21 protein-coding genes are annotated in these 24,744 nt (G+C 42.6%); 15 read left to right on the top strand and 6 right to left on the bottom strand.

Features of this window, described 5'->3' with window-relative positions; all coding sequences use genetic code 11:
• The first annotated feature begins 107 nt into the window (after window positions 1-107).
• Window positions 108-1,418, top strand: coding sequence for a serine aminopeptidase domain-containing protein (locus tag FHS10_RS18070; RefSeq protein WP_259093125.1), 1,311 nt, complete (start codon window positions 108-110; stop codon window positions 1,416-1,418).
• Between the two features lie 86 nt (window positions 1,419-1,504).
• Here the strand turns inward: FHS10_RS18070 and FHS10_RS18065 are convergent, their stop codons facing one another.
• Window positions 1,505-1,978, bottom strand: coding sequence for a DinB family protein (locus FHS10_RS18065; RefSeq protein WP_259093122.1), 474 nt, complete (start codon window positions 1,976-1,978; stop codon window positions 1,505-1,507).
• 90 nt (window positions 1,979-2,068) lie between these two features.
• Here FHS10_RS18065 and FHS10_RS18060 point away from each other — a divergent pair, with 90 nt between their 5' ends.
• Window positions 2,069-3,850: a DUF885 domain-containing protein gene (locus tag FHS10_RS18060; RefSeq protein ID WP_259093120.1), complete on the top strand. Its 1,782-nt coding sequence runs from the start codon at window positions 2,069-2,071 to the stop codon at window positions 3,848-3,850.
• A gap of 424 nt (window positions 3,851-4,274) precedes the next feature.
• On the opposite strand, the gene FHS10_RS18055 is transcribed toward FHS10_RS18060, so the two are convergent.
• Complete coding sequence (locus FHS10_RS18055; RefSeq protein ID WP_259093117.1) at window positions 4,275-4,520, bottom strand: hypothetical protein; 246 nt, start codon at window positions 4,518-4,520, stop codon at window positions 4,275-4,277.
• A gap of 153 nt (window positions 4,521-4,673) precedes the next feature.
• Between FHS10_RS18055 and FHS10_RS18050 the strand changes: the two genes are divergently transcribed.
• The 5 genes from FHS10_RS18050 to dapA all read left to right on the top strand — a co-directional run bounded on the left by FHS10_RS18050 (window position 4,674) and on the right by dapA (window position 12,065).
• Window positions 4,674-5,582: a DUF6263 family protein gene (locus FHS10_RS18050; RefSeq protein WP_259093115.1), complete on the top strand. Its 909-nt coding sequence runs from the start codon at window positions 4,674-4,676 to the stop codon at window positions 5,580-5,582.
• 160 nt (window positions 5,583-5,742) lie between these two features.
• Window positions 5,743-7,758, top strand: coding sequence for an NAD-dependent DNA ligase LigA (gene ligA, locus FHS10_RS18045; protein ID WP_259093112.1), 2,016 nt, complete (start codon window positions 5,743-5,745; stop codon window positions 7,756-7,758).
• A 536-nt stretch (window positions 7,759-8,294) separates the two neighbouring features.
• Window positions 8,295-8,528 carry a hypothetical protein gene (locus tag FHS10_RS18040; protein WP_259093110.1) on the top strand — a complete coding sequence of 78 codons (234 nt, stop codon included), beginning with the start codon at window positions 8,295-8,297 and terminating at the stop codon, window positions 8,526-8,528.
• An 87-nt stretch (window positions 8,529-8,615) separates the two neighbouring features.
• Window positions 8,616-11,066 carry a DUF5686 and carboxypeptidase regulatory-like domain-containing protein gene (locus FHS10_RS18035; protein ID WP_259093109.1) on the top strand — a complete coding sequence of 817 codons (2,451 nt, stop codon included), beginning with the start codon at window positions 8,616-8,618 and terminating at the stop codon, window positions 11,064-11,066.
• Between the two features lie 120 nt (window positions 11,067-11,186).
• Window positions 11,187-12,065, top strand: a complete 879-nt coding sequence (dapA, locus tag FHS10_RS18030) for a 4-hydroxy-tetrahydrodipicolinate synthase (RefSeq protein ID WP_259093107.1) — start codon at window positions 11,187-11,189, stop codon at window positions 12,063-12,065.
• 87 nt (window positions 12,066-12,152) lie between these two features.
• Here dapA and FHS10_RS18025 read toward each other — a convergent pair whose 3' ends face one another.
• Window positions 12,153-12,332 (bottom strand): BF3379 family histone-like protein, encoded by a 180-nt coding sequence (locus tag FHS10_RS18025; protein ID WP_091145245.1) that lies wholly within the window; start codon window positions 12,330-12,332, stop codon window positions 12,153-12,155.
• 960 nt (window positions 12,333-13,292) lie between these two features.
• On the opposite strand from FHS10_RS18025, the gene FHS10_RS18020 reads away from it, so the two are divergent.
• The 3 genes from FHS10_RS18020 to FHS10_RS18010 all read left to right on the top strand — a co-directional run bounded on the left by FHS10_RS18020 (window position 13,293) and on the right by FHS10_RS18010 (window position 15,171).
• Window positions 13,293-13,874 carry a Crp/Fnr family transcriptional regulator gene (locus FHS10_RS18020; protein WP_259093104.1) on the top strand — a complete coding sequence of 194 codons (582 nt, stop codon included), beginning with the start codon at window positions 13,293-13,295 and terminating at the stop codon, window positions 13,872-13,874.
• A gap of 119 nt (window positions 13,875-13,993) precedes the next feature.
• Window positions 13,994-14,410 (top strand): ABA4-like family protein, encoded by a 417-nt coding sequence (locus tag FHS10_RS18015; protein WP_259093103.1) that lies wholly within the window; start codon window positions 13,994-13,996, stop codon window positions 14,408-14,410.
• Entirely contained in the window at window positions 14,407-15,171 is a 765-nt protein-coding gene (locus FHS10_RS18010) for a hypothetical protein (RefSeq protein WP_259093102.1), read from the top strand. The genes FHS10_RS18015 and FHS10_RS18010 overlap by 4 nt, the downstream gene beginning before the upstream one ends.
• 8 nt (window positions 15,172-15,179) lie before the next feature.
• On the opposite strand, the gene FHS10_RS18005 is transcribed toward FHS10_RS18010, so the two are convergent.
• Together FHS10_RS18005 and FHS10_RS18000 are read right to left on the bottom strand one after the other, a co-directional pair.
• Window positions 15,180-16,613, bottom strand: coding sequence for a glycoside hydrolase family 125 protein (locus FHS10_RS18005; protein ID WP_425562282.1), 1,434 nt, complete (start codon window positions 16,611-16,613; stop codon window positions 15,180-15,182).
• 213 nt (window positions 16,614-16,826) lie between these two features.
• The gene (locus tag FHS10_RS18000; RefSeq protein WP_259093099.1) at window positions 16,827-19,115 is read right to left on the bottom strand and encodes a glycosyl hydrolase family 95 catalytic domain-containing protein; all 2,289 of its coding nucleotides are present in this window, start codon (window positions 19,113-19,115) and stop codon (window positions 16,827-16,829) included.
• Between the two features lie 601 nt (window positions 19,116-19,716).
• Here FHS10_RS18000 and FHS10_RS17995 point away from each other — a divergent pair.
• The 5 genes from FHS10_RS17995 (at window position 19,717) to FHS10_RS17975 (ending at window position 23,458) form a co-directional block, all read left to right on the top strand.
• The gene (locus tag FHS10_RS17995) at window positions 19,717-20,277 is read left to right on the top strand and encodes an NUDIX domain-containing protein (RefSeq protein ID WP_259093097.1); all 561 of its coding nucleotides are present in this window, start codon (window positions 19,717-19,719) and stop codon (window positions 20,275-20,277) included.
• A 37-nt stretch (window positions 20,278-20,314) separates the two neighbouring features.
• Window positions 20,315-21,046 (top strand): lysophospholipid acyltransferase family protein, encoded by a 732-nt coding sequence (locus tag FHS10_RS17990; RefSeq protein ID WP_259093094.1) that lies wholly within the window; start codon window positions 20,315-20,317, stop codon window positions 21,044-21,046.
• A 425-nt stretch (window positions 21,047-21,471) separates the two neighbouring features.
• Window positions 21,472-21,945 carry a ribonuclease H-like YkuK family protein gene (locus tag FHS10_RS17985; RefSeq protein WP_259093091.1) on the top strand — a complete coding sequence of 158 codons (474 nt, stop codon included), beginning with the start codon at window positions 21,472-21,474 and terminating at the stop codon, window positions 21,943-21,945.
• Between the two features lie 59 nt (window positions 21,946-22,004).
• Complete coding sequence (locus tag FHS10_RS17980; RefSeq protein WP_259093089.1) at window positions 22,005-22,841, top strand: sulfurtransferase; 837 nt, start codon at window positions 22,005-22,007, stop codon at window positions 22,839-22,841.
• Between the two features lie 143 nt (window positions 22,842-22,984).
• A complete protein-coding gene (locus FHS10_RS17975) occupies window positions 22,985-23,458 on the top strand; it encodes an SRPBCC family protein (protein ID WP_259093086.1) in 474 nt (157 codons plus the stop codon).
• A 468-nt stretch (window positions 23,459-23,926) separates the two neighbouring features.
• On the opposite strand, the gene FHS10_RS17970 is transcribed toward FHS10_RS17975, so the two are convergent.
• Entirely contained in the window at window positions 23,927-24,706 is a 780-nt protein-coding gene (locus tag FHS10_RS17970) for a hypothetical protein (protein ID WP_259093084.1), read from the bottom strand.
• Window positions 24,707-24,744: the final 38 nt, after the last annotated feature.

Raw genomic sequence — 24,744 nt, 5'->3', positions numbered from 1 at the left:
CCCCGTTTCTTTTGCCGCAAAATATATCTAAATCAATTAAAACGAAACACCTATGAATTTTATTAATTTCGCATCAAACAGGCATTACCCTTTTTGGATATCATAGCATGAAGAAATTTAGTTTTTTAGTACTGATCATATGTTTGGCAACTAACGTTTTTGCACAAACCGAACCTGCTAATTATAAAACCGCGCTAAACAGGTTTATACGTTTTTATAACACCAACAAGCCCGATAGTATATCTACTCATTTCAGTCCCGAAATGAAAGCGGCCCTGCCTGCCGACCAGTTTAAAAGTACTACCACGCAGCTAAGAACACAGTTGGGCGATATTGTAACCACCGATTTTGTAAAACTTGAAGGCACAGTAGCTTTATATAAAGCCACATTTAAAAACGCGGTATTTTTATTGAATATCGGCTTAAATGCAAAAGATCAGTATACCGGCCTGCTATTAAAGCCATACGATGCAGCGGCCACAACTGCCCCTGCGGCGCCTGTAGAAACTGCATTTGCAATGGATCCTTCTATTACTGAATCACCTATAACTGTAAAAAATCTGGCGGGTTCTATATCGGGCACATTGGCTATCCCTAAAGGTTCAACCGGCAAAATACCCGTAGTGTTGATCATTGCCGGCTCGGGCCCTACAGATAGGGATGGCAACAGCGCTAAAAATGGCCTGAATGGCAATACCTATAAAATGATTGCTAATGAGTTAGGCAAAAACGGCATTGCCTCCCTGCGTTACGATAAACGCCTTGTTGGCCAAAGCGTAAGCTCAACCACCGAAACCCAGTTGCGTTTTGAAGATTATGTAGAAGACGCCGTTAACCTTATTAACTTTTTGAACGACGATGAGCGTTTTTCACGTATCATCATATTTGGCCATAGCGAAGGTTCGTTGGTAGGTATCCTGTCGTCAATAGATGAGCCGGTGAAAGGGTTTATTTCTGCCGAGGGCGCCGGTGATTCTGCCGATAACATCCTTACCGAGCAAATGAAATCCCAGCCTACCCATATCTCTGAGGGTTTTAAAAGAATGCTGGATAGTTTGAAAAAAGGTAAAACCACCGATAATATCGATCCATCGCTTTATTTTATAGCAAGACCAGGGATTCAAAAATACCTGATGTCATGGTTCAGGTATAACCCTGCAAGATCTATCAGGCAGTTAAAGATCCCGATACTCATTGTACAGGGCACTACAGATTTACAGGTAAAAGTTACCGATGCCGAAAAACTAAAGAAAGGCAAATCCGACGCTACATTAGATATCATAGCCGAAATGAACCACATTTTGAAGGAAGCCCCAGCCGATAAAGATAAAAACCTGGCCACCTACACCGATCCCAACCTGCCCCTCAAACCGGAGTTTGTGAAAGCACTCATCACGTTTGTGAAGCATGTGAGGTAAGAGCCAGGCCCCACCCAACCCTCCCCTGAAGGGGAGGGCTAAAAAAATAAATATATACATCAACCTTCTGTTCCCCCTTTAGGGGGTTAGGGGGCTACTCCTATCAATCTCCTGATCACAATGATTTCGGCAACGTGATAAGCCATATGATCTGCCGCTTGCAGGGCTTCCCGTAACAAGGTTTGTCCATTGCCATGAGCAATCTTGCTGTACAGGTCGCCGGTTTTAACAAGGCTTATAAATTCATTCAGATCCTTGCTGATTTGCTTAATCGATCCATCCCAGGCTTCGTCACTTTCGGGTTCGGTTTCTTTCGGCCAGTAATCATCGGGCCATTTGGGCGATTCATGGTTGCCATCTTTACTAAACTCCAGCATATCCCATTGCGCAATCCTGATATGTTCAACCAGTTGCCAGATACTGTAGGGCAGTTTATCGGGCCTGGCTCCGCGCAGGTTTTTAGGCAAACCGGCCAAAGCTTTATCTATATCGGCATGTGCATTACCGCCTTGCAGCAAATGCACTACCTCCTCTGTTAATATTTTATGTTCGTTAGTCATGGTACCTAAAGTAACAAATTAGGTTAGGGTTTGATTTATTCAACTTAAATGTTTTAAGTTTATGCGGCATTTTAATTCAATTATACCGTGGTGAAAAATATATACGTCAAAATAACCTTAGCTAATATCCTGTTCATCATAGCTTTAATTGGCTGCAAAAAAGACAGCGTTGGCCGGTATCCCAATTTTGGTAAAGACGATGCGGCTTTTACAACCTATGAGAACTCGTTTTTAGATGGCTTATGGAAATTAAACCCCGATTGGGCAACTTCTGTTGGTTATCATAAATATGATAGTTTGCTATCTATCGCTAACGACCAAAGCCGCAGTAAAATGCTTGATTTTGCCAAGGTACAATTGGATTCTTTAAATAGGTTTGATGCCAATACTTTAAACGAAAACAATAGAATAGATTACAAAATGATGCAAAACCAGCTTGATTACGCCCAATGGCAAATTAAGCAGTTGAGGTCATACGAATGGGATCCGTCATCGTACAATGTGATAAGCACATTTGCCTACATTTTGAACGAGCATTATGAGCCCCTTGCCAAACGCCTCCACAGTTTTTATGAGCGCATGATAAATGTACCTATGTACTATAAAGATGCCGAAAAGCAGATCAAAAACCCGGTTGCTGAACTAACCAGCCTGGCTATTGAGCAAAACCTGGGCGGCATTGATGTAATTGATAAAGATTTTGCCGACTCATTAAAGAAAACAAATATCCCCAAAGCCGAGCAAAAATTAATGACCGATAGGGCGGCTATCACCGTTAAGGCAATTAAAGATTACGCCGAATGGCTAAAGAATTTAAAGAACGATCATCCCCGTAGTTTCAGATTGGGGCGTGATCTGTACGAGGATAAGTTTAAATATGAAGTAGTATCAGCCAGTACGGCCCAGCAGGTTTTCAACGCGGCTATGCAGCGCAAAAAATATGTACATCAGCAAATGGCAAAGATCAGCAGGCAATTATGGTCAAAATATTTTGGCACCAAAGCCATTCCTGCCGATTCATTGGTGATGATAAGCCAGATGATAGATACCCTATCATCAAACCATGTAAAACCGGATGAATTTCAGTCGGCCATTGTACAGCTGATCCCTAAGTTAAATAACTTTGTTAAGGCTAAAGACCTTTTAACGCTTGACCCTACCAAGCCGCTTATTATCCGTAAAGAGCCCGGTTATATGGCAGGTGTAGCAGGGGCTTCCATGAGCGGCCCTGGCCCGTATGATAAGGATGGCAACTCCTATTACAACGTCGGCAGCCTATCGGGCTGGTCTAAAGAAAAAGCCGAAAGCTACCTGCGCGAATACAATCAATACATTATCCAGATATTGAGCATCCACGAAGCTGTTCCCGGGCATTATGTACAGGGCGTTTACGCTAATAAAGCACCAAGCATGATCAAATCTGTATTTGGCAATGGTGCCATGGCAGAAGGTTGGGCGGTTTATAGTGAACAGATGATGTTGGATGCTGGTTACGGCAACAACGAACCCGAGATGATGCTGATGTGGTACAAATGGAATTTACGTTCGGTATGCAATACCATTTTAGATTATAGCGTACATAGCGGCAGCATGACCAAAGATCAGGCTATCAAAATGCTTACCACCGAGGCCTTCCAGCAACAGGCCGAGGCTGATGGCAAATGGAAAAGGGTTAGCGTAAGCAGCGTGCAACTCACCAGCTACTATACCGGCTATAAGGAAATTATGGACCTGCGCGACGCCTACAAAGAAAAACTGGTTGATAAATACAGGTTAAAGGAGTTTAACGAGAAGTTTTTAAGCTACGGCAGCGCCCCTGTTAAATTTATTAAAGAAGCCATGCTGGCTAAGCCGCCTACCAAGAAAGAGTAAAGTGCTTTTAAAAGTCTCCCCTTTAGGGGCTACCGTGTACCCACATCTTGTTTGTTAAGGAAATGTCATTTCGATAGAGCGAAGGAGGGAAATGAGCGGGGTGCGAAAGAGAAATCTTGTACGCCTTGCATGGCCGAATGCCTGCTTTTACAAGATTTCTCCTCACCTACGGCGCGCAATCCCACCCCTTGTTCGTCGAAATGACAACGTTTTTATTAGAAGAGTAGGTTTAACAAAATGTGGGTACACGGTAGCTTCAGGGGTAATTATTCGCATATAATTTCAGGAGTGCTCATGAGGGCTACGCCGTTTAGAGGGGCTTTATCCAAACAGATAGCCCATGAGCAACAGAACTCCATGGACTATGAAACCATGTGCCGTTACCCATGAACTATCAATATCCTTTTATTGCTTAAACTTATTTTTAAGATCTGTAATGATTTTTAATCTGGCTTTCAAGTTGGGCCTTCACACCGGGGGCAAGCCTACCCTGGCAACAAGTAACACTGCTGTTTTTATCAAAATTAACTTCTGCAATAATTTTACCCTGGTCAACCACGCGGAACCTTCCTGCTTCATTGGGTAAAACAGCTACAGCGCGCTCATCATTTTTAAAATTGATCAACACGTGAAACTGATGCTGTGGTATAAATGCTATTTGCTGTAACATAAAACCCTCCTTTCGGTTATTAAAATGCCTTGGTTTATAAAGAGCCGTTGATTACTATAAAGTTAACGAAATTAGTTTTAAATAATTGTTATGTTTCGGCGCATTTTTTAGCCGAAATATTATAATATATTAGCTAATCCCACACCAAAGCTTATGAAACACGCATCTGTACTTTTTTTACTGTTTATGGCAACAATTACTTGCCAGGCACAGAAGTTAAAATTGGCATTGCATTTAACCAGGGGCAATACTTACAACATGGTTTCTACTACCACATCGGCCATAAAACAAACGATAAACGGACAGGTGAATAATATTAATGTTACGTTATCGGCCATCACTTCTTTTAAGGTGCTTAGTGCCGATGATTCGTTGTATTATATGGAGGTAACCTATAAAGGCGTAAACATGAAAATGGATTTACCTACCGGGCAGGTAAGTTTTGATTCACAGAAAAAAGACTCAACAGATGTTATGTCATCTATTTTAGGTGGCATAGTAGATAAGCCATTTACAGCTACCTTTACCAAAAGCGGCAGGGTCCATTCGGTCGAAAATCTTGAAAATATGATTTCCTCTGTACTGGATGGATTTCGGCAGGTGCAGGGTACTCAAAAAGAGCAGATCAAGGCGCGGTTTATGCAATCATTTGGCAGCCGGTCTGTTAAAGGAAACCTGGAAATGTCGACAGCTGTTTTACCAGAAACCCCTGTTGCTAAAAATGATAAGTGGAGTAAACATACCATTTTACAAAGTACCATGAACGCCAATGTTGAAACTGTTTATCAGTTGATAAACGTAACACCAACAAGCTACCTTATCCATGGCGAAGGTACTATTGTAACTATCCCCGGCGAACCCGGCACCTCGCCCATGAAGTACGATATGAAGGGTACCATGGTATCAGATATTAAGGTAGATAAAGCAACCGGCTGGATCACCGAATCAAAAACCAGGCAAAATATCAATGGCACCATGACCATTAAAGATAATCCCGATACACCCGGCGGCATCACCTTCCCGGTAAGCATGACGGGAGAAACGATTATTACCGACAGGTAGTTCATTGGCTGCGCCGTCATTGGTCATTTCGCTGCGCTGTCATTAGTCATTGGGATGGTGGGCGAGAGCGTGACGATAAATCAAAGGCTTACTGTTCAGCCGCTGAAAAAAAATGACCTAATGATCAATGACTAAATGACCTAATTACTACCTTCGTATCATGTCAGCCGCCGAAGCCAAACAACAGATACAAGAGTTAACCGCCGAGTTAAAACAGCACAACTATAACTATTATGTGCTGGCCATGCCTACCATTGCCGATTTTGATTTTGATCAGAAACTGGAGCAATTGAACCAGCTTGAAAAGGAATTTCCGGAACTTGCCGAACCCGATTCGCCCACACAACGGGTAGGTGGTTTTATTACCAAGGAGTTTGTTACGGTAAAACACCGCTGGCCAATGCTATCGTTAGGGAACACCTATAACGAGCAGGAATTGGTAGAGTTTGATCAGCGTATTCGTAAAGCCATAGGCGATAATTTTGAATACGTTTGTGAGCTTAAGTTTGATGGCTTAAGCATGAGTCTTACCTATGAGCATGGCAAGCTGGTACGTGCCGTAACCCGTGGCGACGGTACGCAGGGCGACGAAGTAACCACCAACGTACGCACCATCCACAGCATCCCCAAAAAACTGGATAAAGGTGACTATCCCGATCTCTTCGAGATTCGTGGTGAGGTTTTTATGCACCTCAAGGCATTTGAAAGATTGAACAAAGAACGTACAGATAACGGCGAAGTTGCTTACGCCAATCCGCGCAATTTTGCATCGGGCACTATGAAGCTACAGGATTCGGCAGAAGTAGCCAGGCGGCCGCTTGATTGCTTCCTGTACGGTTTATATACCGAAAAAACATTGTTTAAAACCCACTGGGAAAGCCTGGAGGCCGTAAAAAGCTGGGGCTTTCATATAGACGACCATAGCCGTTTGTGCGGCGATATTAATGGTGTGCTTGAATTTATCAACCATTGGGATAAAGAGCGCTTTAACCTCAGTTACGATATTGATGGTATCGTAATTAAAGTAAACAACTATTCGCAGCAGCAGGAATTAGGTTTTACTTCCAAATCGCCGCGCTGGGCCATATCCTATAAATTTAAAGCCGAGCGCGTTGAAACCGAGCTGCTACAAGTAAGCTACCAGGTTGGGCGTACAGGCGCTGTTACACCGGTAGCTAATTTAAAACCAGTTTTATTGGCCGGTACTACCGTAAAGCGCGCCACACTGCACAATGCCGATGAAATTACCGAACGCTTAAAACTGCATGAACATGATACAGTTTATGTTGAAAAGGGCGGCGAGATCATCCCTAAAATTATCAGCGTAAATTTAGATAAGCGTGTACCCGGCGCAAAGGCTATTGAATATATAACCCATTGCCCGGCCTGTGATACGCCCCTGCTACGTACCGAGGGCGAAGCTGCCTGGTATTGCCCTAATGACGAAGGCTGCCCACCTCAAATTATGGGCAAAATGCAGCATTTTATCGGCCGCAAGGCTATGAATATTGATGGCCTGGGCGATGAAACTATCGATACTTTGTACACCCGTGGCTTTATTAAACACATCAGCGATCTGTATAAACTGCATGAGCACAGTGCCGAGCTCAAACAAATGGGCCGTTTTGGCGAAAAATCGATCAACAACATGTTAGATGGTATCGAAAAATCAAAGCAGATGCCTTTTGAAAAAGTACTGTTTGGGATGGGCATTCGCTACATAGGCGAAACTGTAGCCAAAAAACTCGTGGCGCATTTTAAAACCATTGATAACCTGGTGGCCGCGTCACTTGAAGAACTCACCGCTGCCGATGAAATAGGCGGGCGCATTGCGCAAAGCATTATAGATTACTTTGCTGATGATAGTCACAAAGAAGAGATTGAAAAACTTAAAAGCGCGGGCCTGCAATTTGTCGCCGAAGAAAAAGAGGTGACCCTTGCCAGCGAAAAACTCGCAGGGCAAAGCTTCATTATATCCGGAGTGTTTGAAACATTCTCGCGTGATGAGCTGAAGGATATCATTGAACAAAATGGAGGCAAAATATTGAGTAGTATATCGGCAAAATTAAACTACCTTGTGGCTGGTGATAATATGGGGCCTGCAAAGCTCGAAAAGGCACAAAAACTAAATATTCCTGTCATTAGCGACCAGGAGTTATTGGATTTGATTGGCTGATTTACTGAAGCTTTGTTTTGACTCAGTCAATTTTTTTCCAATAAAGATTCTTTACTTGGCTTGTTTAAAAATAAATAAAAAGATCGTCATTGAGAGTATACATTAGTGGTGTTCATGAAAAAAAAGTTAATGACACCTTGAAAGCACTATTGATAATCAATAACTTAAATGGACGCTATTATAAGAAGAAATGACGTATAGGTTAGCGCAGACGACTCACCCCGACGAGGCTACGCCCGTCTGCCCCTCTCTCCGACTGCGTCGCATAGAGGGGCTAAAAAGGTTTTTGTTTCTTCTAACCCTCTTTGCGGCGCAGCCGGAGAGAGGGTGGTCCAGCGAAGCGTAGACCGGGTGAGTCGTAGCCAGCGTTCATGCAATGACGGGTGTATATGTGCTCAATGGAGGATATAAAAATTTGAAAGAAATTTAAACAGACCCTTAATGATTTTAAAGAATTTAAAACTGAATAGTATAAATTACGTAAGTTGTACTATTATTTGATTCATGAAACGCGCGATCCTTAAATTTTTATCAGCATGGCCAACTTTGTAGCAATTCAGGAAAATATTTTTTGCGAACCTTGCAAAGATTGTGGCGCAAGGCCCGTTATTGAACAAATAAAAGGTAACTTCATGGTAAGGTGTCCTAACAGTAGCAGCCATTACCAAACGAAACCGGGTTTGGTTGACATCAATGACTGGAACCTTAAAAACAAGATACATACATCTTTAGGCGCTAAAGACACAAAGCCATCAAAGGAAGCTTCCTGATAAAACCATCACAATTTCACACAATTTAACAATTGCCTGTTGTAACATTTAGCAAATAAGCACCATCTTAGCTTAAACACCTGCTAAATGAAATTAACCTTATTTTTTGCCCTGCTTTGTAGTTTAAATATCCAGGCCTTTGCCCAACAGCTTAGTATCAGCGGTAAAATAACCGGCGAAAACAATAAGCCAGTTCCATTTGCATCGGTATACATCAAAAATACTACTCAAGGTGCATCGGCCAATAGCGAAGGTGCCTACCAATTGCAATTAAAGACTGGGAGTTACGAATTACAATTTAAAGCCGTGGGTTACGCCCAGCAAAGTACAATTGTAAAGCTTACCAAAAATCAAATCATCAATATAAACCTCAAAACCGAAACCTACCAGCTTAAAGATATCACCATACACGCCGGTGGCGAAGACCCGGCTTATGCCATTGTTCGCAAAGCCATAAAAAAGCGTAAAATGTATTTAAACGAGGTAAACGCCTATACCTGCGATATTTACATTAAAGGGCTTCAAAAACTACTGGCAGCCCCCAAAAAGTTTATGGGCTTTGACGTACAGAAGGCTACCAGCGAAGCCGGACTGGATTCCAGCCGTACAGGCATAGTTTATCTTTCAGAATCAGAGTCGAAGTATAGTTATATGCGTCCCGATTTGGTGCACGAGGTACAGGTATCATCAAAGGTTTCGGGCTATAACCGGGCATTTAGCTTTAACCGGGCCAGTGATATGCAGGTAAATTTTTACCAGAATTTTGAAAGCTGGAAACGCCTGAGCAATCGCCCGCTGGTATCCCCTATTGCAGAAAATGCACTGTTTTATTATAATTATAAATTGATAGGCGTTACCATTGAAAACGGCGAAACGATCAACAAAATCCAGGTAACGCCAAAGCGTGGTTATGACCCTTGTTTTGAAGGCTATATTTATATTTTGGAGGATAGCTGGCGCCTATCGGGCCTGCAGCTTTTTATAACCAAAAAAGCAAATATCAATTATGTTGATACCTTAAAAATAAGTCAGCAGTTTTACCCGGTTGATAATAAGGTTTGGATGCCGGCCACTATTAAATTTGAATTTACCGGCGGCCTATTGGGTTTTAAATTAGGCGGATATTTTATCAGCGTATATAAAAATTACGATCTTAACCCTGTACTCAATAAAAAGGATTTTGAAGAACGCATCAACATTACCAAAGGGCACGATAAAGATTCAGTTTACTGGGCGCAGGAGCGGCCCATCCCATTAACCGATGAGGAAAAGAAAGACTACGAGGTAAAAGGAAAGCTGGCTGCCAAACGCGAATCGAAACCGTACCTCGATTCGTTAGACAAAGCCAATAATACCTTCAAATTAACCAACCTGCTGCTTACGGGTATTGATACCCGCAACCGCTATAAAAAAGAATACTTTCATTACAACGGGCTTTTACCTTCCCTGCTATATAATACGGTTGAAGGCCTTACCATCAATTATGGGGCAAGCTACAGCAAGATGATTGATACCGTGAATGATCGTTTCCTGGTGGTGAACGCGAGGGTAAGGTATGGGTTTAGCGATCATTTATTGAATGGTGTAGCCGGTGTAAGCATCTCCGTAAACCAGATGACACTGAGCTTTAACGGCGGATCGGACGTTACAGACCTGAACAGCCTGCAGCCGGTATCAAGCATTGTAAACTCGGTTTATACCTTGTTCAGGCGCGAGAATTTTCAGAAGCTTTATCAAAAACAATTTGCTTCGGCATCATTTTTTGGCAGAATCTATGGCGGATGGCAAGCCAGCGCAACCGCCGAATGGGCCAACCGCAAATGGCTGCCCAATAGCAGCGACTATAGTTTTTTCCACAAAACAGACCGCCAGTTTACGTCAAACAATCCGCTAAATCCTTCGCAGGACTTACCCTTGTTTCCGGAAAATCAATCCTTTAAAATAAGTGTTCGTACCAGTTATGATTTTAGTAACCGGTATGAAACCTATCCGTTTGGCCGGCGGTACCTTCCATCCAAATATCCAACTATCGGCCTTAGCTATACTAAAGGCATCAGCGGGATATTAGGGAGTGATGTAAGCTATGACCAGTTAAGTGCCGATATATCCAAATCAGACATCGACCTGGGCTTTTACGGGCAAACCTCCTTTTTTATTGGCGCAGGCAAATTTTTAAATGCCAATAAAATCTACTATCCCGATTATAAACAATTTGATGGCAACCAATTATTGGTGTATAAGCCAACGTTTAACAGGTTCCTGTTATTAGATTACTACAACTTTAGCACACCCGATAAATACCTGGAAGGCCACCTGGAACATAACTTTTCAGGTTTTATTACCAACAAAATTCCCCTCATCCGCGATCTTAAACTAAAGGAGATCATTGATGTAAATTACCTGTATACGCCAGTGCTTAAAAACTATACCGAGTTGGGTTTTGGTTTACAACGCGGCCTGGTTAGGGTGATGTACGGCGTATCCTACAACAGCGGCAGCAATATAAGGAACGCTGTAAGGGTGGGAATAAGTTTATAGTATTGAGTGATGAGTTTTGAGTTTTTGATAATCAATCGCGATTTTACTTATAGTAATACTCAAAACTTACAACTCATAACTCAAAACTACTCCCTATATTAGCATCCTTTAATTTTACTCATGAATATATTTTACGGAACAGGGGTAGCCATGGTGACCCCTTTTCATGCGGATGGTCAAGTTGACTACAACGGGTTGAAAAACCTGATTGAACATTTGATTGATGGCGGGGTGGAATACCTGGTATCATTAGGTACAACCGGCGAAAGCGCCACATTGAGCGAGGCTGAACGAAAGCAGGTTTGGGCATTTACCGCCGAAGTGGTAAATAAGCGCGTTGGTCTTGTTGCCGGCATAGGTGGTAATAATACTCATGAGGTTGTTGAGCAGATAAAAGCGTTTAATACTGCCGGCTACGATGCTATATTATCATCAAGTCCGCATTACAATAAACCTACGCAGGAAGGGATTTATCAGCATTACAAGGCTATTGCGCAAAATACGCAGCTGCCTATCATTTTATATAACGTACCAAGCCGCACCGGGAGCACTATCAGTGCAGAAACTACCGTGCGTTTAGCAAAGGACTTTAAAAACATCATCGGCATTAAAGAAGCGTCGGGTAATTTCGATTTGTTTAACCACCTGATGCGCGATAAGCCCGAGGGATTTTTATTCATATCAGGCGATGATCCGGTTACTTTGCCTATGATGGCTTTGGGAGCAGTTGGTGTAATATCTGTTATAGGCAACGCGTTGCCTCGCCGGTTATCTGATATGGTACGTTTACTTTTAAATAACGATTACAAAGGTGCCCACAAAGCGCATTATGATCTGATAGAGTTTACACGCCTGATGTTTGCAGACGGCAGCCCGGCCGGCGTAAAAACCGCCTTAAAACAATTAGGTGTTTGCGGCGATACGGTAAGGTTACCATTGGTACAGGTTGGTCCTGCTACTAAGGATGCTATTATTAAAGAAACACAGTTGCTATCTTAAATAGAAACTTAAATTTCTTCTTCCATAAAAAACCCGGTTATGATTAGTAACCGGGTTTTTATTTGGAATAAGATGATTAAACCTTCCTTAGCTTTCTTTGTTTTTTGATTCCTGAACCTCCAAACGGATAGCCTGTGCCAGGTTTTTCAAATCTTGCATGCCTTTACGAACACGGGTTCCGGCAGCACTGTTTCCTTTGTTGTAGAATTTGTCGGCGTCAGCCTCCAAAGAAGCTATAAGCTCTTTTACTTCGGTAAATTTTTTCATTTTTTACTCCTTTTAAATAATGAGGTTTATTGTTTTTAATTAAAGCTAAGCTATAATGTTTTTTTTTAATTAAAAACTTTTAAAAGCAAAAAATAGTGCCTTTAAAGTGGTTTTTTTCCACATTTTGGCTCATTAAGGCGTATTTGAAGGGTTGCGATATCGTATTAAAAATATAAAATTGTGTTAATATATTTCAATTACGCTTGAATGATAAATTACATATTTAAAATATTGATCTATTAAATAGTATTTTATTGATTTTTGGGTAGTTTATGCTGTATTTTTGTAACTTTTGCGCTATTTAATAACTAATGATAGAATACCGGTTTAGACTGTTTTAACGAGCAAAGAACAATAAGCAAATTTCATTGCGTCTTAGCGCCTTTGCGTGAAATGAATTTTTCCTTTAAGTTACCCTTTTTACTTGATATGCTTAAACGCGATTTTCCAACATCGCCCGCAGGGAAATCGCTTTTACCGACAAGTAATGAATTCGTGTTATAAGTAAGGCACCTTTTTTTTTGTTAGACACGAATACCCGCTGCCCCGGTTACAATTTAATCGAATTTCACGAATTTTGGAATTGATAGATGGCACAAATCAGGGCAAACGCATCTGAATAATTAACGGGGATAAGCTGTTATTTAAGTGCGCCACACATCAGTTTAGTGTTAACCATGTAAAAATACAAAATATTGATTATCAAATAATTAAGTGTAATTACATCTAAAATATGTTAAGTTATGTTAACCCAATTTGAGGCGTTTGCTGTGTGACACAAATTTAAATGTGATTGAAAAAATCCGTGTTTACTCAGCTCTCAGCTTGTGAGAAAATAAAGTTAAATATGAAAAGCGATTTCCCTTATCGGCCGCCCCGCTTAGCGCCTCATTATAATTATTCATGTATATTTGGTACAATAGCATTGATGAGAGATTTGCCTATCGATGCCGCTTTACCATGTACGAAATAATCACCCAATCCTTACGTAAACTGGTTGACTTTACCGACGAGGAGCTTTTTATGTTTATGCAAAGGCTAAAACCGGTAATCTTAAAAAAATATGCTTTTTATTTAAAGGAAGGCCAGGTTTGCAAAGGCATGGTCATTGTGCAAAAAGGTTGCTTACGCTATTTTTCGCGGGGCGAAAAAGGCGACCATACCATAGGCTTTGCCTTTGAAGGCGAATGGATTGGCGATTATGAAAGCTTTTTATTACAAGCCCCATCACCCGATTTTATTGAAGCCATTGAAGATACTGAGCTGTTTACCCTTAGCTATGCCGATATGCAGGCGCTGTACAGCCATAGCCAACGTTTTGAAAGGTTTGGCCGCCTGATTGCCGAGAGATTATTTATTGATACAGCAAGAAACAATCGCAATTTAAAAATGCAATCGGCCGAAGACCGCTACCTGGAATTGCTGAACACCCAACCCCGCATTTTTGAACGGCTACCTCAGCATCTGATTGCCTCGTACCTCGGTATCCAACCCCAAAGCCTTAGCCGCATCAGGGCCAAGCTGTATAACCCCAAAAGTTAACTCAGGTTAATAAATCTGTTGCTCTTTTTAACCCCATGTCATTTTTAAGCTAAGCCATTAGCCCCAGTTTTGTGCTGTGCATTATTTGCGCCCGGTACAACACTTAAATTAAAAATGATATGAATCCCAACCAGGTATTCCCGGCAGTTAGTTCCATTGCAGCCTTGCAGTGGCTGTTACTTATCGCGCTCCCCAAATGGAAGGTTACAAAGTGGCTTGTTAATCACGCTGCTGTTCCGTTGTTATTATCGCTTATTTATTGCATTTACATCGCCGGCTTTTTTAACGTGCAAGGTGGCGGTTTTAACTCCATACAGCAGGTACGTACTCTTTTTAACAATGATAATTTGCTGCTGGCCGGCTGGGTACATTACCTCGCTTTTGATCTGTTGACAGGCTTTTCTATCCTCAGATCGGCACAGGAAAAATCGGCTTCGCACTGGCTGGTTATCCCATGCCTGGTACTCACTTTTATGTTTGGCCCCTGCGGTTTCCTGCTTTATCAAGTTATTCAAAAAGTAAAATCACGCAAATGAAAACGTTATTCAATCGTATCAAAACCATAAGCCCGGCTTTTTACTATTGTGGTTTAGGTCACCTGGCGCTATTTATATTGATGATCATCGTTGCGCAGTTTGATAGCAGGCAGCTTATGGGCATCAACCTATGGATAAAACCTATCAAATTTGCTATCTCTATAGCCATTTACTGTTTAACCTGGCCTTTGCTGTTACAGTATTTGCCGTTTGAACGCATCAAAAAGCGCTTTATAAATTTCAGCGTATTTGCCATGACATTTGAAATGTTGGCCATTGCCACCCAGGCCGCAAGAGGACAGCTATCACACTATAACACAGCGGGTCTTTATAACGCCATTTTATTTAGTTTGATGGGAATAGTGATTGTGTCGCAAACGTTGTTTGCCATTTACATAGGTTACCTGTTTTTTAAAGTACGGCCTATACAAATAAGTCCGGCTTTGCTATGGGGCATCCGCCTGGGCATTATCATGGGCGGCATCTTTGCCCTTGAGGGCGGCATAATGGCCTCACGATTGGCGCATACCGTTGGCGCTGCCGATGGTGGCCCGGGCCTGCCACTATTTAACTGGAGCCGTATTGCCGGCGATTTACGCATAGCACATTTTTGGGGCTTGCACGCCCTGCAAATTGTACCCTTGTTTGTGGTACTTAGCAACACCAAAAAAGCAAAGCCGGCAATTGTGTTTGCCGGCCTGTACTTTGTAATTGTGTCTTTATTATTTTACAACGCCATGCTGGGCAGGCCGTTGTTTTAATAAATGATTTAAAAGATCTTCTGCAACAGATCCGGATGATGGGCGTGTAGTTTGATGATCAACTCGCCAAACAATGTATTTGCCCAGGCAAACCATTTACGGGTAAAGTTATTGGCATTATCCTTATGGAAACCTTCGTGCATGAAGCCTGTACCTGCATGGGTGTTTTTTAACATATGTAAGCAGCGGGTGATCTCTAATTTATCGGTAGAGGTTAGCGCACGCATGGTAATAGCCATTGGCCATATAAAATCAATTCCCACGTGCGGGCCGCCAATACCTTCGGCAACTTTGCCTTTAAAAAAGTAAGGATTATCCAAACTCAGCACAAACCTACGGGTGTTTTGGTACAAGGGATCGGTAACGGGTAATGAATCGAGGTAAGGCAAGGCCAGTAAACTTGGCACATTGCTATCATCCATTAATAGCTGGTTGCCATAACCATCAACCTCAAAAGCTAATATTTTACCGTATTTAGGATGATTTACTACGGCATATTGTTTTAACGCGGCATCTACTTCAGCGGCAAGGGCTTTACATTCGGCGGCTGTAGCAGCATCTTTACCAATCACGCTAAACATTTCGGCCATTTGCCTTAAGCTGGTAACCGCGAAATAGTTTGAAGGGATCAGGAACGGATAAATAGTGGCATCATCTGACGGGCGGAAGATGGAACAGATCAAGCCTACAGGTTTTACCGGGTTACCATAGCCACGGTTTGGCGCGGTATCGCTGGCTGTCTCGGTTTTACGCTGAAAGTGATATGGCCCTTTACCGTTTTTGCGCTGTTGTACTTTAAAGGTATCTAATATGGTTTTACCGGCTTTTTGCCAATTCTCGTCAAAGAAGCTGGTATCGCCGCTTATTTTCCAATAGTTATAAGCCAACCTAACGGGATAACAAAGCGAATCAATCTCCCATTTACGCTCATGTAACTCGGGCTTCATATCGGTAACATCAGTATCCCACTCGCTGCCGGTTGGGCCTTCGTTAAAGGCGTTGGCATAGGGGTCTATCAGTACACACCTTGCCTGCCTGCTTAACACGCCCTGGATCACTTTTTTAAGTTCAGGATCGTTTTTGATCAATGGCAGATACGGCCAAACCTGCGCCGATGAATCGCGCATCCACATGGCAAAAATATCGCCGGTGATTACAAACGTATCTGGCTTGCCATCCTTTTCGGAATAGTTAACGGTAGTATCTAAAGTATTAGGATAACAATTTTCAAAAAGCCAGGCAATTTCCGGGTCTTTAATAGCCGCTTTAACTTTTTGTATAGTGGCCTCAACAGCCTTGCTGGTAAATTTACGGTCGGCAAGTTTGGGCCGATGGCTTTCAAATACCGGCGTAGTTGCACTAACCCATTTTGGTAAAGCACCTAAACCAAGCCCCGCGGTGGCAACACCATTGATCTTAATAAAATGTCTCCTGGTAATCATATAGGTAAATTGAATTGGTATACTGTAAAAGTATAAAAGGCTTTGATTATCCAAAAGAAAATCGCCTTAAATTATTTATCTAATACCTTTTAGGGGAGTAATTAGTATCAAGTATCAAGACCGAAGCATTGCTTGTTTGAAGTGTTTTTTAGTATTATTCAAAAATCTTGATACTTGCTACTAACTACTTGATACTTGTTTGCTCGGCCTGCATCATTCGTAACCATTCTTTAAAATAAGGGTAGCACCGGGTTTAAAGATTAAGCTTACAAAGCCGGTTTCGGCAGGGTTTATCTGTACATCTTTTTTAACTGTGCTAAAAAAAGTTTTAAACGGAAGCTTCAACTTTGTTTTACCACCTTTTTCTGAAACTATTTTAATTTCGGTAACCTGCCCGTCTGCCTTTTTCAGACTCACTAAAAACGCGCCTTCGGTGCGTAAATTTTCAAAGGCTAAGTTTTTCCAGCTTACAGGCACAGCAGGTAAAACCTCGATGAAACCAGCATAACTTTGTATCAGCATTTCCTGCAGACCAGATGCAAACGCAAAGTTTCCTTCTAATGTAAACGGCCTGTATACAAATTTAGAATAACCGGATTTGGTTTGGTCGCCGTTTAAATGAAAGCTGTTTATTGAACAGAACGCCTTAGCAAAAATGGTAAGATCTTTAGCTGCCCCCTCGCCATCTTTGGCCCTGGCTTTCATATTGGCCAGCCAGGAGTATGAGTAGCCGCACCAATAAGCCGGACCTATGCTATCTAATAAATGAATAGAGTTTTTGATCACCGACTGCGCCTTTGGCCCGTCTTCCCATTTTATTAAGCCTAAAGGATGTATAGCCATCATATTTGAAAAATGCCGGTGCGATTGGTTGTAAGCCATGCTTGGCGCAAACATCAGTTCATTGGCTGGGGTAATGGCAAAATCATCAAATTGTGAGCCTATCTTTTGCCAATGCGCAGCTTCTTTGCTATTCCCCAGTTCTGTTGCCAGTTCTGCCGCGGCTTTAAAGGTAAATTTCATGAGTGCCAGGTCGTAATTAGTGTTTTGGGGAAACCAGGCTGTAATATCATTATCGTTTATTTCGGGACTGGAGCTAATAGGTAATTTACGATGGCCGACGCTATCCAAAACAGTTAAACTTTCAATAAAAGTAGCTGCTCCTTTTATCCAGGGATATGCCCTGGTGCGTAAAAAAGTTTTATCCATGCTGTAGCGCCATTGTAAATAATAATGCTGGCCAAGCCATGACGATACCGTTGGCGAAAGCGAATATTGGATCCAGCCACCCATTTCTGTACCGTTAATAGTAGTTACGCCTGGCACAGCTAAGCCTTTAGTACCAAAATACATTTTAGTGTAACGTTCATAGTTGGCTTTGTTGGCGTCAAGATGATCAAGATACGGCATCGATTCTTTTAAATGGTTGCCGCTATAGCCTGGCCAGTAGCTCAATTGGGTATTTAAATCATGATGAAAATCGCCTTTCCAGGGAGGGAGGCGACCATTATCGGCAGTCCAGATGGCTTGCAGGGAAATGGGTGGAGCCCCTGATCTTGAGGCCGAACCAAATTTATATTGTTCCAGGTACCATTGTTTTTCAAGCAATGTATCGGGCAGGTGTATGGTCGATTTACTCCAAAAATTTTGCCACCATGCACTATGTGAACTATAATAACTTTTGAAACTTTGTTTTAGCGCTTTTTTAGAAACGGCATTAGCCGGCGGATTAATTTTTTTGTTGGGGTATTGTGATGAGATACTCCAAACACCTTCAACAGTATGGGCAGCGGCATAACGCCAGCTTACATTAATTTGATAGGTAAACCCGCCATAACCGTTTTGTATATAGGTAATACTATTCCCTTTTCTTTTGATGCTTCCCTGTGGATATCCAAGCCGGGAAAGGTCATCGCCGCCAACAGGATCGCCGCTTATTTTTACCTCGCCCTGGTATTTAGGCGCTATTAGCTGGGGGACGAATGCCGTTTTTATGTTTTCAAACCTAAACCAGCCTACAGGCGCGGTTGCATGTACAAACGTTTTAAGAATAACGCCGTTTGCCCACTTTACCTTGCACAAAGCATCCGGTAAATGCAGGTTAACCGATTTAACCTGTCCCCATTTTTGGGTATCAAACTCCAATGCCCCGCCAGGGATTTTTGATGGTGCCGGTTCGTGGTCATAAGGGTCATCAAAATATTTTTGCACCGGGGCATAATCTTTTTTATTGACCTGGTTTAGCACCCATTGATAGCTAAACTCGGGCCGGTGCAGGCCTTTCATGGGGCGGGTATCCCAAAGGTCGGCGCGGTCAAGTGAAAAGCGCAGGTGATTTGCCTTTTGCCAAATAAGTGCTCCTATCATACCATTGCCCAGGGGGATGGCTTCGTCCCACCGTGTGGCCAGTGTATCAAAATGCATATCGTGCCTGCTGGCTTGTGTAAAAGCGGGAATGTAGTGTAATAAAACACAAATAATCACCAGTTTAATTTGTTTCATACTTAAGAGGTATTAATAGCTACCTGATTTTTGGTGCCTACAAGGATTATTGTTATGCTATTTATAATGTACCTTATTTATCAAACTTAAAAAAAAGAATAATCACAGACCGGGAAAGCACAAACGTTTGCGCAGCTAAAAACCTGCAAAAGATAAGCTGCAAAGTAGCAGGGCACCAGCTAAACTTGCTGATAAGCTATTGTATGCCGCCTCGGCGGCGTTACTCATCGATATAAACCTAAGTTTCATCGACACTTGCAGGCTGATTTACCCTGTTGGGTTTAATTTAGTATTGTAAATTAAATGATCAATTAAAAAGGTACATGAATAAACAATTACTATAATCCCAAACGGGAGATCTGTTTTTTACAGATCAGCGTACTCTTGTCGTTCTTTACATGTTTCTTCATTTTGTTAAGAAGATACTTTCAGTTAATAGTTAATTATGAAATAGCGCCCGCTGGGAGTGCGGCGCTATTTTGCTTTCTCTTCATAGTATCAACTATCAGACTTTCGCCACAAAGCCGCTTATCCATCGTCCAAAAGTCTCAAAGTCCAAAAATCCTTCGTCCTTTGTCCAAAAAAATCCTAATTTCCCGGCATGCATCATCCCGAGAATAATCCCTGGAAAATAACTTCTGAAAAAGCCATTTATGATAACCCCTGGATTAATGTAACCGAGTACCAGATAATCAATCCATCGGGCAATCCGGGCATTTATGGCAAGGTACATTTTAAAAACCTGGCTATAGGTGTGTTGCCTTTGGATGATGAGCTGAACACTTATCTTGTGGGGCAATACCGTTTTACGCTTAACCAGTATAGCTGGGAAATACCCGAAGGCGGCGGTCAAATAGGAGTTAGTCCCTTAGATTCGGCAAAGCGCGAACTGCTGGAAGAAACCGGATTAAAAGCATCGCAATGGACAGAAATTCAGCAACTACACCTCAGCAATTCCGTAAGCGATGAATGGGGTGTAATATATGTAGCCCGCGGCCTTACCCAACATGAGGCCGAGCCTGAGGATACCGAGCAATTGATAGTTAAAAAAGCACCTTTTGCCCAGGTTTACCAAATGGTATGTGACGGACAAATCACTGATTCGATGACGGTGGCCGCGGTGCTTAAAGTAAAATTATTACTTGCCGAAAACCGATTGTAAATACAGGTTTCCAAAAAATACCTAAATTTGGCAGTCGATGAAAAAGTTTTTAGGCTATCTTCTCACTCCCATAGCAACCGGAGCCTTTTTACTGGTACTTGTTATATTTCAGCCTATACAATGGGTGTGTTTCCGCTTTTTGGGATACGCTGCCCATAAACGCGCGGTTGACCTGCTTAACCTGTGCCTGGTAAGTACCGTATACTTGTTGGGTAATTCGGTAACATTTACCAACAAACAAGATCTGCCTTTGGGGCGACCGATTATATTTTTGGCCAATCACCAGGGGTTGCTGGATATACCCCCATTGATCTGGTACCTGCGTAAATACCACGCCAAATTTATCTCGAAGATTGAACTCACCAAGGGCATACCGTCGATATCTTATAACCTGAAACATGGTGGCGGTGCCAATATTGACAGGAAAGACCCGCGCCAGTCTATCACCGAACTGGCCAAACTGGCTACCCGGATGAAAGAGAACCGCTGGTCCACAGTGATTTTCCCAGAAGGCACGCGATCAACAGATGGAACTGTACGCACATTTCAATCGGCAGGCATAGCCACACTATTAAAAAAATGCCCCGAAGCTTTACTGGTGCCCATCGCCATAAGAGATTCCTGGAAAATGATCCAATACGGCAATTTTCCGCTAAACACATTTACTCCCATGTACTGGGAAGTGCTCCCCCCAATTGAACCCACCGGCAGGCCGGTTGATGAAGTGGTGTTAGAAGCAGAGAACATGATCAGGGCTAAACTGGGGTAGATGTGCAGGTGTGCAAATTTCAAATGTGCAGATTAAGCTCACCTGGCACTATATTCAAACTTTCTTTTTTTCTGAACCCGGATTAAGCAGATTCATCAGATTTTTTGGATTTGATTTGTGTGGTGTTTTCAGACTTTTTAGGAGAAATCCTGGTGATCCTTTAATCTGATAAACTTGGGTTCAGAAAAAATCATCCGACCCTCCCCTCTTCAGATTTTCAAATCCTCAAATCGTTTTTCATCTGCACATCTGCACACCTGAAATCTGCACATCTAATTTCCACCTGCACATCGTCCAAATCCTGTTGATAATCAGCTTAATGTTAACAAATAAATGACGCTTGGTTAACGTTAATATGAAAGCTAATCGCTTATTTTTATAGACCCATAAAACGGGTCATCAAAAATTAACTAAAATCAATTTTTATGATCTGGAGAAAATTCAGCGGCGAGGTGATCCAAACGCCCATCATGGAAGAGGTTGAAAAGGCAATTGAACGCGAAGCCGCCCTTGGTAACAAACTAAAAGTATGTATTGGTACAGATTCGCAGGTGAAGGGTAACGTTACCGATTTTGCTACCGTAATTGTGTTCCTGCGCGAAAAACGCGGTGCTTTTATGTTTATCCACCAGGAACGTACTTCGCAAAAGATGACTATCAAAGAGCGGATGTTGAGCGAAGTTCAAAAATCTATCGACATTGCCTACAAACTTTGCGATTTGCTTGACCTGTACGATGTGGAGCTGGAGGTACATGCCGATATAAATACCAACCCTATGTTTAAATCAAATGCGGCCCTGCACGAAGCTATGGGTTACATCCTGAGCATGGGCTTTGTATTTAAGGCCAAACCAGAAGCTTTTGCAAGTTCATACTGTGCCAATAAAATAGTGCAGTAAAAAACGCGAAACTAAAAAGGCTGTTTCTATATTTGGTTTTATAAAAACCAGATATTGCTATGTCGCCATTAATTGAAATTAACGACCCGGCTTTGGCCGGCCCGAACACCATACTTATCGACGCCCGCGCCGGGAAAGATACGCATGACCGCTACCTGGCTGGTCACCTCAAAAACGCGGCTTACGTTGATCTCGACCGCGATCTTGCCGCCCCCGTAACCGATGCCTCACAAGGCGGCCGTCACCCCTTACCAGATATTAATGATTTTGCTGCCCTGCTGGGCAAATTGGGCATAACGCCCGATAGCCATGTTGTTGTTTATGACGATAAATCGGCAGCGTTTGGCGGTGCCCGTTTCTGGTGGATGCTGAAAGCTATCGGTCATCAAAACGTACAAGTGCTTAACGGGGGCTTACAGGCTGCAAAGGATGCTGGTGTTGACCTTAGTACTGAAGAGTACACGCCAACTCCCGTAGCGCCTTACCCGGTAACAGGCGGCTTTGCAGGTACGGTTACCATTAAAGAAGTAGCCATAGCCGCGCACGATCCTAACCGCATTGTAATAGACGTACGCGAAACACCACGTTATTTAGGCATAACCGAACCCTTGGATCTCATCGCCGGCCACATCCCCGGCGCATTCAACCTGCCATACGTTAGCAACCTGGGCACAGACGGCAAGTACTTGGATGCCGATATCCTTCGTAAAGTTTATGATGAAGCCGTTGGCGCTGTTGTGGGCGAAGATATTATTGTACATTGCGGATCGGGCGTTACTGCCTGCCATACGCTGTTGGGTATGGAATACGCCGGTATTAGCGGCGCCAAAATGTACGTAGGATCATGGAGCGAATGGAGCCGCAGGGGATTACCGATTGGCACCAGCGAACGATAGGATTTTTGGATTAAGGACTTGGGGACGATGGACTTTTGAGACTTCTGGACGAAAGACTTTGGGACAAAGGACAAAAGTTGGCGATATTTAAGTATCGAAACAATAACATGCGCATGGCGGTTGTGCTACCAAAGGACCCCATTTTGAAAATATACGTTTTAAAAACAGAGCAAAAAATCCCGATCTCTTTAGCGGAGGCCTGGGATTTTTTTTCATCTCCATTAAACCTTGCTAAGATTACCCCGCCCGATATGAGTTTTGTGGTAACATCTGATTATACCACCGATACCAAAATATACACCGGTATGATCATCACCTACAAAATTTCGCCCCTGCTAGGTATCAAAATGAACTGGATGACCGAGATCACCCACGTTGCCAATGGCCAGTACTTTGTAGATGAGCAGCGTTTTGGTCCGTATGCCCTATGGCACCACCAGCATCATTTTAAAGAGATCAAAGGCGGTGTACAAATGAACGATATCCTGAACTATGCCATTCCCTACGGCGTCATCGGCACCTTTACCAATAAGATATTTGTAGGAAAAGAGGTGAAGAAGATTTTTGCTTACCGGGAAAAAGCTATTGAGAAGATGTTTGGGGTTTATGGGGAGTAAAGATCATTGGATAAAGGAGTACAGATTTAATTGGAGCGTGGTGCTTATTCATCCATGACAACTTAAAGCCCCCGTCATTGCGAGTTATAAAATTTCGCGAAATTCTGAAGGCAGAATGACAATATAAAGCTATGTCATTGCGAGGCACGAAGCAATCGCGAACTGTGCAGATTCGCTCTGTATGGCTACGAGATTGCCACGCTGCGCTCGCAATGACATATTTTTATATTTGTCATGGGTAGGAACGAAGCAATCTCGTCGCCATGCATATTCGCTCTGTATGGCTACGAGATTGCCACGCTGCGCTCGCAATGACATATTTTTATATTTGTCATGGGTAGGAGAAACGACGAAGCAATCCCCTGCTTACAGGGCGGATCTGTACAGTCGGGGATTGCTTCGTGCCTCGCAATGACGCGTTTTGTTTGTCATTCCACTTGTGTGGGCTGCCGGGTTTCACATTTTACCCTACCATAAAAATAATGGCACCAGCCATATGGGCGATATATAATACGGATCGTAGTAGGGTTGGTAGTATTCGATGGTTTCTTCTTCAACAATGGTAGTAGTAGTTGTGCCACCGCCCCCATTGTTATTCTCGTTATTCTGTTTTTGCTCTTCCTCCATCAGTTTGATCATCAGTTCCGATCCCTGGTTTATCATATCTACCATGGCATCTTTACCAACCTCGTCGGGCTTAATGGCGGTGTTGCAGATCTCTTCTATCTCGGCCCAGGCGTTAGCGCCCATCAGGTCGTTTTGCCAGCCGGATACGCTGGTATCAAACCTATTTTCGTTAACGAAACTCATGAATACAATTTCGGCCGGGTTAACATTTTTAAACATGGCTACGGCAATCCGCAGGTCGTCAAAACGCTCGTTATCCGTAAAGTTGAACCAGTCGTCATCGGTATCAAAATCGAAATAGCTGCTAAAAGCAAACTCGCCGCTTTCAAGATCAACAAACGAAAAAACGTCATAAACCTTCAGGTACTCGGTGTACCGTTTCATAAACGTTTCAAATACACCTCGCCCTTTTGAGCTAACTTTATATACCGAACCCGAGCTGATGATATAGCCATTGGCAATTAACTCGGTAAATAAGGGTTGTAGTACGGCATCATCGCCATAAGCATTGCTGCTAAACTGGTGATCGCCGTTTATCATTTCGTTTAAAACGACGATGGCTTTAAACGTTTTTTTATTATCGTCAGATAAAACAGTGTTTTTTCTTAATTGGATAGCCATATGTTAAGTACGGTTGTCGGCCCCCTCTAAATCTCCCC

Origin of the sequence: Mucilaginibacter dorajii (assembly GCF_024808255.1) — a bacterium.
In the GTDB taxonomy this organism is placed as follows: Bacteria; Bacteroidota; Bacteroidia; order Sphingobacteriales; family Sphingobacteriaceae; genus Mucilaginibacter; species Mucilaginibacter dorajii.
This window is presented reverse-complemented; position numbering and strand designations above follow the sequence as displayed.